18 protein-coding genes and 1 pseudogene are annotated in these 15,970 nt (G+C 53.2%); 15 read left to right on the top strand and 4 right to left on the bottom strand.

Annotation, left to right across the window (positions count from 1 at the left end):
* Positions 1–218: 218 nt before the first annotated feature.
* Positions 219–1,088: pseudogene (locus BRW62_RS09405) on the bottom strand (CmpA/NrtA family ABC transporter substrate-binding protein); the annotation flags it as partial.
* 390 nt (positions 1,089–1,478) lie between these two features.
* On the opposite strand from BRW62_RS09405, the gene BRW62_RS09400 reads away from it, so the two are divergent.
* The 13 genes from BRW62_RS09400 (at position 1,479) to BRW62_RS09355 (ending at position 13,167) form a co-directional block, all read left to right on the top strand.
* The gene (locus BRW62_RS09400; RefSeq protein WP_099799911.1) at positions 1,479–2,630 is read left to right on the top strand and encodes an NAD-dependent epimerase/dehydratase family protein; all 1,152 of its coding nucleotides are present in this window, start codon (positions 1,479–1,481) and stop codon (positions 2,628–2,630) included.
* Between the two features lie 115 nt (positions 2,631–2,745).
* A complete protein-coding gene (locus tag BRW62_RS09395) occupies positions 2,746–3,207 on the top strand; it encodes a VOC family protein (protein WP_099799213.1) in 462 nt (153 codons plus the stop codon).
* Between the two features lie 10 nt (positions 3,208–3,217).
* Positions 3,218–3,490 carry a glutaredoxin family protein gene (locus tag BRW62_RS09390; protein WP_099799212.1) on the top strand — a complete coding sequence of 91 codons (273 nt, stop codon included), beginning with the start codon at positions 3,218–3,220 and terminating at the stop codon, positions 3,488–3,490.
* 61 nt (positions 3,491–3,551) lie between these two features.
* Positions 3,552–4,247 carry a potassium channel family protein gene (locus tag BRW62_RS09385; RefSeq protein WP_227517346.1) on the top strand — a complete coding sequence of 232 codons (696 nt, stop codon included), beginning with the start codon at positions 3,552–3,554 and terminating at the stop codon, positions 4,245–4,247.
* A gap of 8 nt (positions 4,248–4,255) precedes the next feature.
* Positions 4,256–4,504, top strand: a complete 249-nt coding sequence (locus tag BRW62_RS13105; protein WP_157768351.1) for a hypothetical protein — start codon at positions 4,256–4,258, stop codon at positions 4,502–4,504.
* Positions 4,462–4,989, top strand: coding sequence for an energy-coupling factor transporter transmembrane component T family protein (locus BRW62_RS09380; protein WP_157768350.1), 528 nt, complete (start codon positions 4,462–4,464; stop codon positions 4,987–4,989). Before BRW62_RS13105 ends, BRW62_RS09380 begins: the two co-directional genes overlap by 43 nt.
* Positions 4,990–5,656: 667 nt before the next feature.
* Complete coding sequence (locus BRW62_RS13470; protein ID WP_198405985.1) at positions 5,657–5,995, top strand: hypothetical protein; 339 nt, start codon at positions 5,657–5,659, stop codon at positions 5,993–5,995.
* A 33-nt stretch (positions 5,996–6,028) separates the two neighbouring features.
* Complete coding sequence (locus tag BRW62_RS13465; protein ID WP_198405984.1) at positions 6,029–7,117, top strand: M48 family metalloprotease; 1,089 nt, start codon at positions 6,029–6,031, stop codon at positions 7,115–7,117.
* Positions 7,093–7,431, top strand: coding sequence for a M48 family metalloprotease (locus BRW62_RS14670; RefSeq protein WP_198406255.1), 339 nt, complete (start codon positions 7,093–7,095; stop codon positions 7,429–7,431). The genes BRW62_RS13465 and BRW62_RS14670 overlap by 25 nt, the downstream gene beginning before the upstream one ends.
* Before the next feature lie 92 nt (positions 7,432–7,523).
* A complete protein-coding gene (locus BRW62_RS09370) occupies positions 7,524–8,483 on the top strand; it encodes an FHA domain-containing protein (protein WP_099799209.1) in 960 nt (319 codons plus the stop codon).
* A gap of 64 nt (positions 8,484–8,547) precedes the next feature.
* Positions 8,548–10,923: an endonuclease MutS2 gene (locus BRW62_RS09365; protein ID WP_099799208.1), complete on the top strand. Its 2,376-nt coding sequence runs from the start codon at positions 8,548–8,550 to the stop codon at positions 10,921–10,923.
* A 15-nt stretch (positions 10,924–10,938) separates the two neighbouring features.
* Positions 10,939–12,327, top strand: a complete 1,389-nt coding sequence (gene asnS, locus BRW62_RS09360) for an asparagine--tRNA ligase (RefSeq protein ID WP_099799207.1) — start codon at positions 10,939–10,941, stop codon at positions 12,325–12,327.
* 12 nt (positions 12,328–12,339) lie between these two features.
* On the top strand, positions 12,340–13,167 hold the full coding sequence (locus BRW62_RS09355; RefSeq protein WP_099799206.1) for an inositol monophosphatase family protein: 828 nt from the start codon (positions 12,340–12,342) through the stop codon (positions 13,165–13,167).
* A gap of 38 nt (positions 13,168–13,205) precedes the next feature.
* Here BRW62_RS09355 and BRW62_RS15310 read toward each other — a convergent pair whose 3' ends face one another.
* From BRW62_RS15310 to BRW62_RS15305, 3 genes are all read right to left on the bottom strand, one after another.
* A complete protein-coding gene (locus BRW62_RS15310; RefSeq protein WP_099799205.1) occupies positions 13,206–13,415 on the bottom strand; it encodes a D-alanyl-D-alanine carboxypeptidase family protein in 210 nt (69 codons plus the stop codon).
* Between the two features lie 378 nt (positions 13,416–13,793).
* On the bottom strand, positions 13,794–14,129 hold the full coding sequence (locus BRW62_RS09345; protein ID WP_099799204.1) for a M15 family metallopeptidase: 336 nt from the start codon (positions 14,127–14,129) through the stop codon (positions 13,794–13,796).
* A gap of 66 nt (positions 14,130–14,195) precedes the next feature.
* Positions 14,196–14,402 (bottom strand): hypothetical protein, encoded by a 207-nt coding sequence (locus tag BRW62_RS15305; protein WP_376787920.1) that lies wholly within the window; start codon positions 14,400–14,402, stop codon positions 14,196–14,198.
* On the opposite strand from BRW62_RS15305, the gene BRW62_RS13100 reads away from it, so the two are divergent.
* Together BRW62_RS13100 and BRW62_RS09335 are read left to right on the top strand one after the other, a co-directional pair.
* On the top strand, positions 14,391–14,570 hold the full coding sequence (locus tag BRW62_RS13100) for a hypothetical protein (RefSeq protein ID WP_157768349.1): 180 nt from the start codon (positions 14,391–14,393) through the stop codon (positions 14,568–14,570). The two genes, BRW62_RS15305 and BRW62_RS13100, sit on opposite strands and share 12 nt — an antisense overlap.
* Before the next feature lie 29 nt (positions 14,571–14,599).
* Complete coding sequence (locus BRW62_RS09335) at positions 14,600–15,934, top strand: alkaline phosphatase PhoX (RefSeq protein ID WP_099799203.1); 1,335 nt, start codon at positions 14,600–14,602, stop codon at positions 15,932–15,934.
* Positions 15,935–15,970: the final 36 nt, after the last annotated feature.

Raw genomic sequence — 15,970 nt, 5'->3', positions numbered from 1 at the left:
GTTTACTCAGCCTTGCGTCATGCGGGTTCTACTGTCCCAACTGATGATTCGAGTTTGACCTGTTGCATCAGAGAGATGACCCTAGCTTCTCCACGATGTCTCGCATCTAAGGGGTGACGGTCTGTCTCTCTAGTTTTAAGATACAAGGGTTGGGGATGAAGGAATTCATAGCCACGTTCAGCAACACCCCCACCGCAAAGCTCAGTCGGGGTACAGTTATCGTCACACCACTGCTGCGCCTCCATGACCGCTTTGAGGAGGGCTTTGGTGGCTTTGGGGTTTTGGTCAACCCAATCCGCTCGCACCGCTAGGTATTCCTCCGGATGGTAGGGCCACATTTGAGCTGTCAGGGTGGCCATAAAGCCAATATCGTCGCTGACAATGCGAAACGGCCAAGGGTCACCCGTACTAAAGGCATCCATGGTGCCATTGCGCATCCCCGCTACCGTTTCGGCAGGGGGCACCGCTAGCAGTTCAATGTCCCGATCCGGATCGATGCCATTGGCGGCAAACCAGTAACGGATCCATAGATCTTGGTTGGCTTGGGGGAAGGTGTAGGCCGCTTTGAATTTGCGACCATTTTTGGCGGCAAACCCTTTGATGTACTCCGGATCTGCCATTTTCAGGTGAACCCCCTTGCCTTTATGAGCACCGGAGATAGCAACGCCATTGCCTTGGGTGTTCAACTGCGCTAAGACGTACATCGGCATTTTCTGGTTGTTGAGGGTGATAATGCCTTCGCTAATGAGGTAGGGCATAGGCATCTGCCATTGGCCACCATCAATACCACCCCCGGCTGCGCCAATCACGACGTTATCCCGCGCACTGGCCCAGTTAGCCTGTTTGGAGAGTTCCGCATTGACCAACCCATGCTTGGCAAAAAAGCCCTTTTCCTTGGCAATAATGAGCGGGGCAGATTCAACAATGGGGATAAAGCCTAGCTTAATGGTATCGGTTTCAATATCAGCAGTGCTGCCCCCTGCTTGCTGGGAGGGGGATTCTGCTGGTGCACACCCCTTGAGGGCGATCGCCCCTACAGCAGTAGCCGTGGCAGTCATTAAAAAGCGACGACGTGACAATTGAGACATAGTCCAACCTATATCAAGAACCGTAAGATTAAATTGACAAAAAAACGGTTTCCCCAGAGAGCACTGGGAAAAGTACAGTCGTTTGCGATGCACACACCCGAACAATCGGATTGAAATCAATCTATCACTGTAGATGTAAAAAAAGATATATCTCTATTGGATAAGCTCGGCTAATTTTTTTTATTCCATAAATAAGTTGAACCAATTTTAGCCATTGCAGTTGACGGAAGACTCCCTAGCCTGATCTCCTGCGCTGCTGTTGGCAGGCGAAACGGTGACAGGTTCCCCGATTGGAATTCTACTGAACTCGATACCGATGTCCCCATTAGCTGGTAACGTGGTATGGAAGCCATCCAATGGCGAAGCAGTATTGATTTCAGCACGGTTAGCATGAGAGTCCTCGTAATTGGCGGTGATGGTTATTGTGGCTGGGCAACGGCGCTTTACCTTTCAAATCGCGGGCATGACGTGGCTATTTTAGATAGTCTGATTCGGCGGCATTGGGATGCAGAACTGTGCGTAGAAACCTTGACTCCTATTGCCCCCATTCAGCATCGCCTACAGCGCTGGCAGGATTTAACCGGCAAAAAAATTGATCTTTACGTGGGCGATATTTGTAACTACACATTTCTCGAGCGGGCAATGCAGGCATTCCAGCCTGATGCGGTGGTTCACTTTGGTGAGCAACGGTCTGCCCCCTATTCAATGATCGATCGCGAACACGCCGTGTTAACGCAAGTCAATAATGTGGTGGGCACCCTCAACCTGCTCTATGCCATCCAAACCCATAACCCTGAATGCCACTTAGTTAAACTGGGCACGATGGGCGAGTATGGCACCCCCAACATCGATATTGAAGAAGGTTACATTACCATTGAGCACAATGGCCGCAAGGATACCCTGCCCTATCCCAAGCAGCCCGGCAGCTTCTACCACCTCAGTAAGGTGCACGATAGCCACAATATCCATTTTGCCTGTCGCATTTGGGGGTTGCGAGCCACTGACTTGAACCAAGGGGTGGTCTATGGTGTGCTCACCGAAGAAACAGGGATGGATGAGTTACTGATTAACCGTCTTGACTACGATGGCATTTTTGGCACCGCCTTAAACCGCTTCTGTATTCAAGCGGCCATTGGGCATCCCTTGACGGTGTATGGGAAAGGCGGGCAAACCCGCGGCTTCCTCGATATTCGCGACACCGTGCGCTGTATTGAGTTGGCTGTGAATCAACCGGCAGCCCAAGGCGAGTTCCGAGTACTCAACCAGTTTACAGAGCAGTTTAGTATCGGTGATCTGGCTCATAAAGTACAGGAAGCAGGGAAAGCCCTAGGCCTGAAGGTGGAGATTAACCACCTTGAGAACCCCCGTGTTGAAAAAGAAGAGCACTACTTCAACGCCAAGAATACTAAGCTGCTGGATCTGGGGCTGCAACCCCACTACCTCTCCGATTCGCTGCTAGACTCCCTCTTAAATATTGCGATTAAGTACAAAGAGCGAGTGGATGCGAACCACATCTTGCCTAAAGTAAAGTGGCGCCCCTAGTTGCTAGACCTTACAGCACGGTTTTGATCCGCTGTTAAAACCGAAAGATGGCCTGCTAGAATTGCTTATTATTTTCGTCTTTGCACGATATTTTAGTGATTCTTCGAGGCTCTCCATGGCTCAGTTGGCGATCGCTCCAGTGCTATTTCACTTGGCGTTTCCCGTTAGTAATATTCCCGAAACTAAAGCATTTTATGTGGAGGGGCTGGGGTGCGAGCCTGGGCGCGAAAACCCCCATTGTCTGATCATGAAGCTCTATGGCCATCAGTTGGTGGCTCACGTTACCTCGGAGCCGTTAACACCGCCCAGTAGCATCTATCCCCGACATTTTGGCCTCATCTTTTTGGCAGAGGCCGATTGGCAGAACCTGCGCGATCGCGTTGTCGCCAAGGAGTTAGGGTTTTATCAGCCACCGCGCACCCGGTTTGTGAACACACCGCTTGAGCATAAAACCTTCTTTTTGGCCGACCCATTTCATAATTTAATTGAGATCAAATTTTATCGCCACGCAGAGGCTATTTTTGGCAACCGCGATCAGCACGCCGTGGGAGACACACCTTTAATATCCACACCCTAGGGGTGGCGCTGTGGCTCATTTGATCCTTTACAGTAAACCCGGCTGTCACCTTTGCGAAGGACTGCAAGAAAAGCTGGAATCCCTAACAGCACAAGGGTTTACCTTAGAAGTTCGGGACATTACTCAGCAACCGGAGTGGCAGCAAGCGTACGAATACGATGTTCCCGTATTGTACTTGGTGGTTGAGGGTCAAACCCTTGGCGTGCCGCGATTTTCCCCCCGACTCAGCGCCGCGGAAATTGAGCGCCGCCTACAACGACTTGCGTTAGAGCGGAGTCATTAAGGGCATAATCGGCATAGCGATGCCAAATCCTTTGAGGACTGAACAAATGGACTTAGGAGCCATGCTATTTCGTGGTCGCGAACTGAACGTGACCCAGCAGTTTGCCGTGATTGGTCTAGGGCGCTTTGGCCGTGGCGTTTGTGGTACTCTACACGACTCCGGTTATGAAGTCTTGGGTACCGATAATCAGGAGCGTTTAGTCAACCAAGTCTTGCAAGATCGCCTTGTTAACCATGCGATCCAGTTAGATTCTACGGATCCACAATCTCTGAAAGAAGCTGGGTTATTTGAGTTTGAAACCGTCATTGTTGCCATTGGCAACCACCTCGATGCCAGTATTATTACCACCCTGAATCTCAAAGAGGCTGGCGTGCCCAAGGTCATTGCGAAGGCCTCTTCAGAGGTTCATAAAAAACTCCTAGAACGGGTGGGGGCAGATTTGGTGGTGTTTCCTGAGTATGAAGCAGGGTGTGAATTAGCGCGATCGCTGACACGTCCGGCGATTCTTGACTCCTTAGCCCTAGATCCTGAAAAAAGCATTATTGAGGTCAAAGTACCAGATGCCTTCCATAACAAAACGATTATGGAAGTAGGACTCCGCAGCCGCTATGGTCTGAACCTCATTGCCCTGCGCTGCGATCAAAAATTTGAAATTATTCCTGACCCTAACCAAAAACTCAAGCGAGGGGACATCATGGTTGTCATTGGTGCTAACACTGACATTGATCGCTTTTTGAGTAGTCACCACGTTACTTGACAGCGCTAGTGCCTCAGTCTCCCTTTTATCGTTGGTCGCCGCCAGCGCGGGTTGTAGCTCTTCTCTCGCTCATGTTTGGCATTAGTAGCTTGCAAACCCCTAATAGCTTAGGCGTTGCCTCGGTTGTGGTTGTGCTGTGCTGTGTTGCTAGTCAAGTGTCGTGGCGGCAGTTTGCTCACCGCTTGCGTCACTCCCGTTTTTTCTTGATCGGACTTTGGGTATTTCTGCCCTTGGGTGGCGATGGCTCCCCCCCCTAGGGTGGATTTCCACCACAGGGCTACAGGTGGCCTGTCTTCTCTCGTGGCGGTTCATCCTCTGCCTCGCGCTAGCAGTGACCCTCCTCGAGACGCTCACCTTTAGCCAATGGTTGGCCGTCTGTCGCTGGTGCTACTTACCATCGCTGCTTACCGATACCTTGGCGTTGACCTATCGTTATCTGTTTGAGTTAGAGTTTTTGCTTTCACAGATGCAGCAGGCTCTTTTTTTGCGTGGTTTTCGCCTACATTGGCAACGACTGGGGGCGTGGGCACAACTGATTGGCGCCTTTCTCATTCGTACTGAAGAACGGGCGCAGCACATTTATCTGGCCATGCGTTTGCGGGGCTACGGCCTACGGGGGCAGATGCGTCCCACCTTTGCAGATGCTGCCCCTTGGAGTTGGGGATTGACGGGTATCGTGCTCCTTGGGGTGGGGGTACTCATTGGATGGGATAGTGGCTGGCTAGAGCGGCAGTTACGGTGATTCTTACTGACTAGCGGCCTGAAGGCGCTAAGGCTGCGCAGCTTCCATACTAGTGGCTGCCATTCCTTTGGTGGCGGCAAGTTTAGCAACTTCTTGATCGGTGAGCATGGTGTAGTCTCCATAGCAACGAAAAACGATTCTCTCGCCCCTAGGAGCAGTCGCTTTGTGTTCGAGGGGTAACACTTGGTTTTATTGCACAACTATTCCTTTAGTGACCGGAGGCCTAGACGCTTGGGCTTTAGCGTTATTGGAAGGCTGCTACTCGCTACGATGATTATAATCGAGAGTATCTTAAGAGTTGTGTTGTGGGAGGGTGTTAGCCAGTACCTTGAGGACACAGAGGATGGCTGCACTGCGTCAATCCATGGCAGCGCATTCATATAGATAGTGCTAAGGGTTCCCATCGATTTAGTGGCCACATAAAGGGTGTAAACTACTCCCAGCTAAAGCAGGGAGCTTTTAGTAGCCCTGCAGTTAGCAAGCCAACCACGAGCCTCTGGGGTGGTTTACAACACCCCCAATCGACCGTTACCAGTGCCTTAAACAACCGTTTCTGGTGTCCGCAGTACAATTATAACCTAAGGCAACTAAAGTTGCTAAAGGAGCTTTCCTCCCCGCACTGAAGTACGGGGCTTCCAGCCCTACCCGATGTGAAGACGGACGGCCTATGGTTGGGTTACGCTACGGGTTGTTAAGTATGGCGGTGCTGGCTAGCCTGTGGGTGGCACCCGTCAAGGCACAGGAGCAACGTCCGCTTGAATCCATTGATTCGGTTGATCTCGTTGATTTCGTCGATGCAGTGGACTATGGGCTGACTGTGGTGGCGGGCGATCGCCTTGCCCAAGCGATGCCATCGTTGCCCCAGTCCCAAGGCTCGGCCATTGATTTATTGCCTTCAGCGCCAGCCCCTGCACCACCGGACCCCGTTGTGGAGGAATCCCCTGCCCCCTTACCTTCTATGGCAGATATTAAGGGCGATCGCCCCCGACAGAGGAGAGTGAGGTAGAGGGCACGATCGAGCCTGCGACACCGGAGCGCAGTGCTGAGCAAAGCGGCTCGCGAAAGACGCTTAGCCATCTTGATGGAGGGCGATCGCCACTTCCAAGCGGGCGACCTTACCCTTGCCAGAACCTATTACCAAAAAGCAAAAGCAGAGACTAATTTACCACCACCGCGCTTCACGCCGCCAGCCATCCTTGAAATTAGCCAACTGCCCCCCGCCGCCCAAATTTATTGGCGCGAAGTCCAAGGGGGATCGCAACTGTACAGTGCCCAGTCTGTACCGTTGCGGCTTCTCGTTGAGCAGTTTCCTGAATTTATTCCCGCACACGTTAAACTCGCTGAATTTTTATTCCAGCAAGGGTCTCGGCAGGAAGCTCACGCTCAGCTTGAGCAAGCCACCAGCCTCTATCCCGACCAACCAGAGCTGCAGCGCGCCCTTGTTGCGTCTTACGATCGCCAAAAACAATGGCTAGAAGCGGCACTGACCGCCCGCCGTTTTGCCATTCTGAACCCCGACCATCCCGCTGCGCCTGAATTTGAGCACCTAGCCGCCGAGCGAATGCAGCGATTTCGCCGTCAAGTTCAAGGCCAGCTGCGCGAAAGTATGATTGTTGGTGCCCTGACGGGCTTAGTGGGGGTGGCTATTACCGGTAACCCCCTCCTCTCCCTTGACTCCATTCAAATGATGGCCTTAATGATGCAGGGGGAAGCGGCCATTGGTGCCTCTGCCGCCCGGCAAATTAGCCGTCAAGTGAAGCTTTTAGACGATCCCGATGTCCAAGCCTACGTCAATGAGGTGGGGCAGAAACTGGCCAATGTGGCTGGACGGAATGAGTTTGAGTACGAGTTTTTCATTATCAACGATGATAGTCTGAATGCCTTTGCCTTACCCGGGGGCAAAATTTTCATTCACTCAGGCGCCATCCTCAAAGCCAACACCGAAGCAGAGCTAGCGGGGCTGCTGGCTCACGAACTTGCCCACGCTGTCTTGTCCCATGGGTTTCGATTGGTGACCCAAGGCACGGCTACAGCCAACTTAACTCGCCTGCTGCCTGTGGGGGCTACATTACAGGGCTGCTGGTCACAAGCTACAGCCGTGACATGGAGCGGGAGGCGGATATTTTAGGAACCCGCATCCTTGCCCGGGCTGGCTATGCTGCCGATGGCTTACTAAACTTGATGCACACCCTCCAAAAAGAGTACCGCAACCAAGAACCGTCCTTGCCATGGTTTTCCACCCACCCACCCACTGCCGAGCGGATTCGCTATATTCGTGGTCTGATGCGGGAGCAGAACTACACCCCCTTTGCCTTTGAAGGGGTTGAACGCCATCAACAGATTCAAGCCCACCTGCGCAGCATTTTGCAGCCTGCGAACCCGAAAACGCCCCAACAGCAGACTGCGGCAGAGCCAACCCTCACACCGACCTCATCGCGGTAAACTGGTAAGAGTATTCACCAAAATATTTTTCCATCGATAAGATAGCAACATCACAAAGCGCTAAATTATTCCGACGTTTTTTATCTGCCCCTATGGATGCCTCGGCCAATCGTCCCGACACCTACGTCCCGCATCTGCAATCCCCAACACGCTCCTCAGGAGAGTCGCAACGGGGTTTCATGCGGCCAACGGAACTGATTCTTGCTGCCCCGACACCACGGTTGCTGTTTCACTCTATCTATATACAGCGATCCATTGTGCTGGATCAGTTACCCAGGTGGCGCATTGGCCGCAGTAAAGACTGTGATATTGTCATGCCCGATCGCTGGTGCTCTCGCGCTCATATTGCCATTGAACGCCAACCGGATCATCGCTACCGGCTGATGGATCTCAAGAGTATGAACGGCACATTTATTGGCAATAGCCGCATTCAGGGAACTCATATCCTCCACCACGGCGATCGCATTGCGATTGGAGAGTCTGAACTCGAATACATCGATCTGCGGGATGCCCCCAGCCCTCACCCCTATACCGATCACTCCCATGAAAGCTATGGCCAAGCCACCGTGTTGATGACCCATTCCTCGCGCACCCAAGGGGAAATGTGGCGGGAACTCCTCAACTCTCAGGGGATTTCCACAATTTGGGCGACCTCCCACTTTGAGCTGGAGAAAATTATTGCCCACGTTGAGTCCCTCAATTGCAAAATCAGTCTGCTGTTGTTAGACTTGGGGATGCCGAAAACAAATCCCTATGACTTTTGTCGCCAGTACCGTCAGTCGTACCCAGAGATGCAGGTGATTTTACTTAGTGGGATGCGCACCCGGGTACACGAATCAGAGTGCAAGTGGGCGGTGAATCAAGGGGCAATGGCGCTGTTTGCGGGGTTGCCCCGGGAAAATATGTTTGCTGATCTGACCAGTATCACAGAACGGTTGCAAATCATTTCAAAGACGATTAATTGGCCGTACCTGAATGCCGAAGCGCTGACCAGCACGCTGTTGAAATTACAGGATAGTATCGATGCAGAAATATCGGGCTTGGTGCTCTAAGGCTGCACGGGGAGATTGGCGGTGTTACATTCAGTAGCAGTGGTGTTTTTAGCAATAACGAACATTGGTTCCTACAGGTTTAGCGATTAGTGCCCTAGAAAAGTCGTTGGTGCGTTTGGAGTGGCCGTGTCTGTGCCAGCAGTTGGCCACGTTTGCCGCCACAAAGCGTGGGATGCGTCAGCTTCAGTCCGGCGATATTTTGGCGGGGACGCAAGCCGCCAGTGAGGTGCTCTTGGCGCAAACGAGGGAGATCATTGCGCTAGAGACAACGTACCAAGGGCGGTTAGATTTTAGTTTGGTGACGGATATTGAGCCTTACCTAGAGCGGCTGCAACATCGCGGCTGTTTACTGGGCAACGAGTTGTTGGCGATCGCCCACGTGTTAACCACGGCTCGCCAGCAGCGACGGCACATCGATGCCCACCCCCTCCTTGTGGAATTGAATCGCCTTGTCAGTGGCTTGCGCACTTATCCAGAGGTCAGCCAGGAAATTCACCGCTGTATTACCGATCAAGGAGAGGTGAGCGATCGCGCCAGTCCTGAGCTTGCCGCCATTCGCCAACAGCAACGTCAGGCTCGTGCCACGTTGCATACGGCTTTGCAACAGATTGTGCAACGGCGCGCCACTGCTTTGCAAGACGCCGTAATTACCCAGCGTCGCGATCGCCATGTCCTCGCCGTTAAGGCCACCCACAAAGATCACGTTCCCGGCATTATCCATGACCTCTCCGCCAGTGGTGCCACCCTCTACATTGAGCCGCAGGAAACCATTGAGCTACAAAACCGCTTACAACAGTTAGGGCATCAAGAAGCAGAAGCAGAGCGAGCGGTCTGTCAAGCCCTCTCGGATCAGTTGGCAACGATGACGGATGACCTGTGGTACATCCTTGACGTGCTGACGGCGCTGGACATGGCCGTGGCGCGTGCCCACTATAGCCTGTGGCTTGAGGGCAGTTGCCCCGAATTTTGCGATACGGCCTCCCTGCGGCTACAGCAGCTACGGCACCCACTGTTGGTGTGGCAGCACCACCACGAACAGGGGCAAGCGGTTGTGCCTATTGATGTGGACATTCCCGCCAGCATTGCCGTAGTCACCCTGACCGGTCCCAATACTGGCGGCAAAACCGCCACCCTGAAAACGGTGGGACTCGCGGCCTTAATGGCTAAAGCGGGCTTGTATATTCCGGCTGCCGCCACCCCCCAATTGCCGTGGTTTAGTGGCGTGTGGGCAGATATTGGCGATGAGCAATCCTTGGCTCAGAATCTTTCGACCTTTTCCAGTCACATCTGCAACATTCGCGATATTTTAACGGAGTTGGATGTAGCAGGGGGAGCCACCCTCGTCTTGTTAGATGAGGTGGGGGCAGGCACAGATCCAAGCGAAGGAACAGCCTTGGCGATCGCCCTGCTGCGGTACTTGGCGGATCATGCCACCCTCACCCTAGCAACCACCCACTATGGCGAACTCAAAGCCCTGAAGTACCAAGACTCCCGATTTGAAAATGCCTCCGTCGAGTTTGACGAACAGACCCTTGCTCCAACTTATCGCCTGCTGTGGGGGATTCCCGGCCAGTCGAATGCGCTGGCGATCGCCCATCGTTTGGGGTTGCACGAGAGCGTCATTGAAGGAGCCAAAAAACTCCTAGCAGGAGATACAGGTTCAGTCAATCAAATGATTGCTGGGCTGGTGGATCAACGGCAAGAACAAGCAGCAAAAATCAGCGCCGTCACGCAGTTACTACAGGAGACCGAGCACCTGCATCAGGAGGTCGAGCGTAAAGCGAAAGAACTGCGGCAGCGGGAACAGCAATTGCGACAGCACCAAGAAGAACAAGTGCGCAGCAGTATTGTCGCCGCCCAAAAGGAAATTGCAAAGGTGATTGCCCAACTGCAACAGGCCGCCAGTCCCGAACAGATCAAGAGCGCCCAAACTGCCCTTGACCACATTGCCCAGACCTATCTACCACCACCTGCCCCCAGTGGATTTATCCCCCAACCGGGCGATCGCGTTCGCTTACCCCAGTGGCAACAGGTCGGCGAAGTCCTGAGTGTTAGCCAGCAGGGCGATATTGTCGTGCAACTTGGGCAGCTCAAACTGGCGGTGCCCCCCCACGCCGTTGAATCCCTCAGCGGTGAACCCGTCCAGCCCCCCGTCAAAACCAAATCCGCGAGCATCAGCCCCCCTACCCAAAGTGCCCCAGCCATCCGCACCGAGTCCCGTACCCTAGACTTGCGGGGCAAACGCCTGCGGGATGCAGAACCCCTCCTAGAGGAATTTTTGAACCGTCAACAGGGAACAGTATGGATTATTCACGGTCACGGCAGTGGTGCACTGCGGCAGTTTGTCCATGAGTTTTTGTCCCACCATCCCAGTGTTCAGAGCTATGAACTCGCCGCTCCCGAAGAGGGCGGGCGGGGCGTAACGGTGGTGCAGCTATAGGAGAGCAAATAGACCATGCAACAACGCATTTGTGAGATTGTCCGCCACGGCGAAGCTGGCACTCAGGTCACCGTCAAAGGCTGGATTCGCACCAAACGAGAACTGAAGGAATGCACCTTTGTTAACGTCAACGATGGCTCATTGCTAGCGGGCTTGCAGGTAGTGATTCCCCACACGCTTGAGGGATACGCCGACCTGATCAAGCACTTAACCACAGGAGCCGCTGCTGAATTTAGCGGTGAGCTTGTCCCTTCCCCCGGTAAAAACCAACGGATTGAACTCCACGCCAGTCATATCCATGTGTGGGGCACAGCGGATCCCGACACCTATCCCCTGCAAAAGAAACGCCATAGCTTTGAGTTTTTGCGCACCATTAGTCACTTGCGCCCCCGCACCAACACTATCGGTGCCGTGATGCGCATCCGCAATGCTTGTGCTACCGCCATTCATCAATTCTTTCAAGAACGGGGCTTTCTCTGGGTGCACACCCCCATTATTACCGCCAGCGACTGCGAAGGAGCCGGAGAACTCTTTACCGTCACGAGCCTGAATCTAGCCGCCCCACCCAGAACGCCTACGGGAGCGGTGGACTTTAGCCAAGACTTCTTTGGTCGCCATGCCTACCTCACCGTAAGTGGCCAACTAGAGGCAGAAATCATGGCCACTGCCTTTAGTCAGGTCTATACCTTTGGACCAACCTTTCGGGCTGAAAATTCTAATACCTCGCGCCACCTAGCCGAATTTTGGATGGTGGAGCCAGAGATGGCCTTCTGTGATCTGCAAGGGGATATGGATCTGGCTGAAGCCTTCTTGCAATATGTGTTTCGCTACGTCCTTGAGCACTGTCCCGAGGATCTGGTCTTCTTTCAGGAGCGGGTGGACAACACCGTCATGGCCACAGCACAGCAGATGGCGAGCCAAGCCTTTGCCCGCTTGAGTTATACCGAAGCCATTCACCTGTTAGAAAGCAGTGGTCGTCCCTTCGAGTTTCCAGTGGCGTGGGGTCTAGATCTGCAATCAGAGCACGAGCGCTACCTTGCCGAAGAGTACTGCCGCCGTCCGGTCATTGTCTATGACTACCCTGCTAACATCAAAGCCTTTTATATGCGCTTGAATGACGATGGTAAGACCGTCGCGGCCATGGATGTGCTTGCCCCCAAAATTGGCGAAATTATTGGTGGTTCCCAGCGGGAGGAACGCTACGATGTGTTGCACAGCCGGATTACCGAGCAGGGGCTAGATCCAGCGCCCTACTGGTGGTACTTGGACTTGCGCCGCTTTGGCAGCGTCCCCCACGCCGGATTTGGGTTAGGTTTTGAGCGCCTAGTGCAATTTATGACAGGAATGGATAACATCCGCGATGTCATTCCCTTTCCCCGCACCCCCGGCAATGCCGAGTTTTGAGGAACCCTGTTTGTGACGCCTGAATTTTGGAACGATGTTCTAGAGACCTGCGCGCAGATGCAAACCATTGTTGCCCCCCGTCTGATGGAATGGGCAGGGCAGTCTTCTATAGAGCACAAAGCCGACGGCAGCTTAGTGACCCGCGCGGATCTGTGGGCAGACCAAAAAATCCGTGAACTTCTTCAGGAGGTGTTTCCAACCCATGCTTATCTGACTGAGGAAGGCAACCACACCTATCAAGGTGAGCCATGGTGCTGGATTATTGACCCCATCGATGGCACGACCAACTATAGCCATGGGTTGCCGATCTGGTGCATTGCCCTGAGTTTACTCTATCAAGGCATGCCGATCTTTGGCTATGTCCATGCTCCACCCCTAGGACAAACCTTCCACGGCTATTATCATGCCCCCGGCCACCCCAATGGGGCATTTTTGAATGGGCAGCGAATCGGAGTGAAGGTAGCTGAGCCTAACCAGCATGCGTTTTTTAGCCTTTGTGCCCGCAGCACTGAGGTTCTCAAGCGATCGTTTCCGTGCAAAATTCGCATGTTGGGGTCTGCCAGCTACAACCTGTTAACTGTAGCGGTGGGCTATACCCTTGGTGCGGTGGAGCGCACCCCCCACATCTGGGATATTGCCCCAGCTTGGCCAATTCTCCACGCAGCGGGAGCAGACTGGCGCTGGCTGAATGCTCCGATGCTAGGGCAAAAACCATTTCCCCTCACCACCAATGAAGATACCAGCCACCGTACATTTCATACATTAGTAAGTGCCAACACTAGTCTTGGCAAATTTTTCTCAGCCTATATTCTTCCAAACACTTTGAATAGGGGTACCTGACATTGCATAGGGGTATTATGGCTGCCACGTTACAAACATTACCGAAATCTTGGCCGAGCGGCTCTAAACACAGCTTCTGCCTCCGGAGTGCCGACAAATCGCCAATGCCAAGGTTCGTACATCACTCCTTGGCGGTTATTTTCGGGAAATGAAAGCTCAAAACCAAACTCACGACCATGACTGTTCAGCCACTCAAAGGCCTTGGTATTGTTGACTTCTCCCCTCCTTGAAAGAGAGGGGATTCCCAAAGGATGCTACGCAACGGGCTGAAGCCGCGTTGCTTCGCTTTTCCCTTGAGCTGTCACCCACAACTTAATGCGGGTGGGGGCAGTCAAAGACCCCCTACTCACCTCAAGCATTTCTGCTATTGGGACTACGTTTATGTTTCGGTTCGTGGTTTCGCGCTTTTCAACACTAGCCAATTCGATACGCTCAACATCCTGCCATTGCTTGCAGTGGTTTAGGCTTGCCGCCAAAGCGGTAGTGACTTACTTGCCGGGATTTCTCCGTACTAGGATGTTTCTTCGCGTAGTTGATACGCCTACTTTCCACGTCTCTAGTTTAACACATAGAGAGGGCTAAAGCCCCCTGAGTTGGCTGTATCCCCTCGCTAAAGCGGAGGGGTTTTAGCCCGCCCACATCACTCCTATAAATCGAAGGGTAATATCATCTTGCGTTGGCCGGGAACCGTCGGCAAGGTCAATGGAGTAGCCTGTGTGGTGCTCGCTATAACCCGGAGGGGCACTTAATCGGGCAGCTAGTTCCTCTGAACCCTGCCGTTGTATTTGATCTTGCCAGAGGAGAGTTTGTCGTTCTATGTCGCGAAACCCAGAGACCGGGACAATCCACACCCCTTCATCCCTTGCTGCACTAATCATTTTCATTAAGGCGTTAGCCGCATCTCGATGGAGATATTCGTAGCGTTGATAGTCTCCTCGACCATAACTAGCAATTTGAACCATGGAATCGCGACTGGCTTCTTTATCGAGCTACAACCGGTGTGGCCACTGCGGAAACCTATCCGTAAACTACCTCGCCCGATAGAGGACGGGGCTTTCAGCAGCCCTCAAGACAACATCCTGCCATGAGCAGGACAGTATCTCGGAGCCTCTAGGGATGTTTACAAGCCCCCCCAAAGTAGCAATATTTTTCGCTCCATTCACATCAGCATCTCCTATCCAGCCGCAGGACACGTTCAGGCACGCAAACGTTTTGCCCTGCCGATGACCTATCACGTTGCAACAATGACAGGTTTTCGAGGTGTAGCGAGGGTTGACGATAAACTCTCGATGGGCGCGATCGCCCTAGGTCTTCAGCAGCAGTTGCTAAGCGGGCGACTCAAGCTTGAAATTGATTGGGGATTCACGGTAAGACAAAGGGGAGCACTGATGGTGCCTGTGTAGTCTAGCTTACAGAGAGTTTAAAATAAACCATGAGTTTGCAACGTCGCCGATTTCTTACGTTAGCGGCCACAGGGGTCGGCTTAACGTTATTTCCCCAAGGGCTACAACTGCTCTACCAGCGTGCTGCCGAAGGTCGTTCCGTCGCAGGTCGGGGGTTTGGATCCTTGGTTAAAGATCCTCAGGGGCTGCTGCATCTACCGGCAGGGTTTCAATATCGAGTCTTTTCTAGGCTAGGCGATCGCCTCAGTGATGGTAACCCTGTTCCCACCTGCCACGATGGTATGGCGGCTTTTCCGGGGCCGGATGGGTCAACAATTTTGGTGCGCAATCATGAAGTCTATCCCGGACTGCCCCGTAGTTTCCAAGGCGTTGTTGCTGCCAAAGATAAAATGTATGACCCCATTGCCCCCGGGGGCACCACCACTCTAATAGTGAGCAAGGATCGGCAACTGCTGCGCCACTATGTGTCCTTGGCAGGTACCTCCCGCAACTGCGCTGGCGGCACAACTCTCTGGGGCAGTTGGATTAGCTGCGAAGAAACCATTGCCACCCCCGAAAACCCAGCCAACCGAGGCCCTGTGCAAAAACGCCACGGCTATAACTTTGAAGTCCCCATTACTGCTCAAGGCCCAGTGACTCCGGTGCCCCTCAAAGCCATGGGTCGCTTTCAACACGAAGCGATCGCCATCGATCCAAAAACCAACATCATCTATCAAACAGAAGATCGCGGCGACAGCCTCTTCTATCGGTTTATCCCCAAGGAGCCTAGGCAGCTAGCAGCGGGGGGAATGCTCCAAGCCCTCAAAATTAAACGCTATCCCAAAATCAACACTGGCAGCGACTTTCCCCTACGCAAACCCTTTGAAGTCGAGTGGGTCACTATTCCTGAGCCAGACCCTGCCGTGGACACCGTCCGTTATCAAGGCAATGACCGCGGGGCAGCCCAGTTTGTCCGTGGGGAAGGACTATGCTACCACAACGGCGAGTTTTATTTCACAGCCACCAGTGGCGGCGACAAACGCCTAGGGCAAATTTGGCGGTACCGTCCAGGCTCTACAACTAATGACGGCGGTACGATTGAACTGTTTGTGGAGTCTCCCGGAAAAAATATTTTGGACTATCCCGACAACCTTGTTATGGCACCGTGGGGGGATCTCTTCTGCTGCGAAGATGGGGACTCCAGCAACAAACGCCTAGTTGGCATTACTCCTCAAGGAGAAATCTACCCCTTTGCCCAGAATGCTCTCAACGATCAAGAACTGGCGGGAGTCTGCTTTTCTCCCGATGGTCAGACGATGTTTGTCAACCTCTACCATCCGGGGATGACCTTTGCCATTTGGGGGCCGTGGGGTCAGCGCGCCTAGACTGCGTGTCAGTGCCATGACTCCCGAGGCTCATCC

Source organism: Thermostichus lividus PCC 6715 (assembly GCF_002754935.1).
Classification (GTDB): domain Bacteria; phylum Cyanobacteriota; class Cyanobacteriia; order Thermosynechococcales; family Thermosynechococcaceae; genus Thermosynechococcus; species Thermosynechococcus lividus.
This window is presented reverse-complemented; position numbering and strand designations above follow the sequence as displayed.

Excerpts from the sequence above, each read along its gene's own strand:
- BRW62_RS13470 (WP_198405985.1), top strand. The coding sequence starts at position 5,657 with ATGGTTGGGTTACGCTACGGGTTGTTAAGTATGGCGGTGCTGGCTAGC.
- BRW62_RS09400 (WP_099799911.1), top strand. The coding sequence starts at position 1,479 with ATGAGAGTCCTCGTAATTGGCGGTGATGGTTATTGTGGCTGGGCAACG.
- asnS (WP_099799207.1), top strand. The coding sequence starts at position 10,939 with ATGCAACAACGCATTTGTGAGATTGTCCGCCACGGCGAAGCTGGCACT.
- BRW62_RS14670 (WP_198406255.1), top strand. The coding sequence starts at position 7,093 with ATGGAGCGGGAGGCGGATATTTTAGGAACCCGCATCCTTGCCCGGGCT.
- BRW62_RS09335 (WP_099799203.1), top strand. The coding sequence starts at position 14,600 with ATGAGTTTGCAACGTCGCCGATTTCTTACGTTAGCGGCCACAGGGGTC.
- BRW62_RS13100 (WP_157768349.1), top strand. The coding sequence starts at position 14,391 with ATGACCTATCACGTTGCAACAATGACAGGTTTTCGAGGTGTAGCGAGG.
- BRW62_RS09395 (WP_099799213.1), top strand. The coding sequence starts at position 2,746 with ATGGCTCAGTTGGCGATCGCTCCAGTGCTATTTCACTTGGCGTTTCCC.
- BRW62_RS09370 (WP_099799209.1), top strand. The coding sequence starts at position 7,524 with ATGGATGCCTCGGCCAATCGTCCCGACACCTACGTCCCGCATCTGCAA.
- BRW62_RS09345 (WP_099799204.1), bottom strand. The coding sequence starts at position 14,129 with ATGGTTCAAATTGCTAGTTATGGTCGAGGAGACTATCAACGCTACGAA.
- BRW62_RS09385 (WP_227517346.1), top strand. The coding sequence starts at position 3,552 with ATGCTATTTCGTGGTCGCGAACTGAACGTGACCCAGCAGTTTGCCGTG.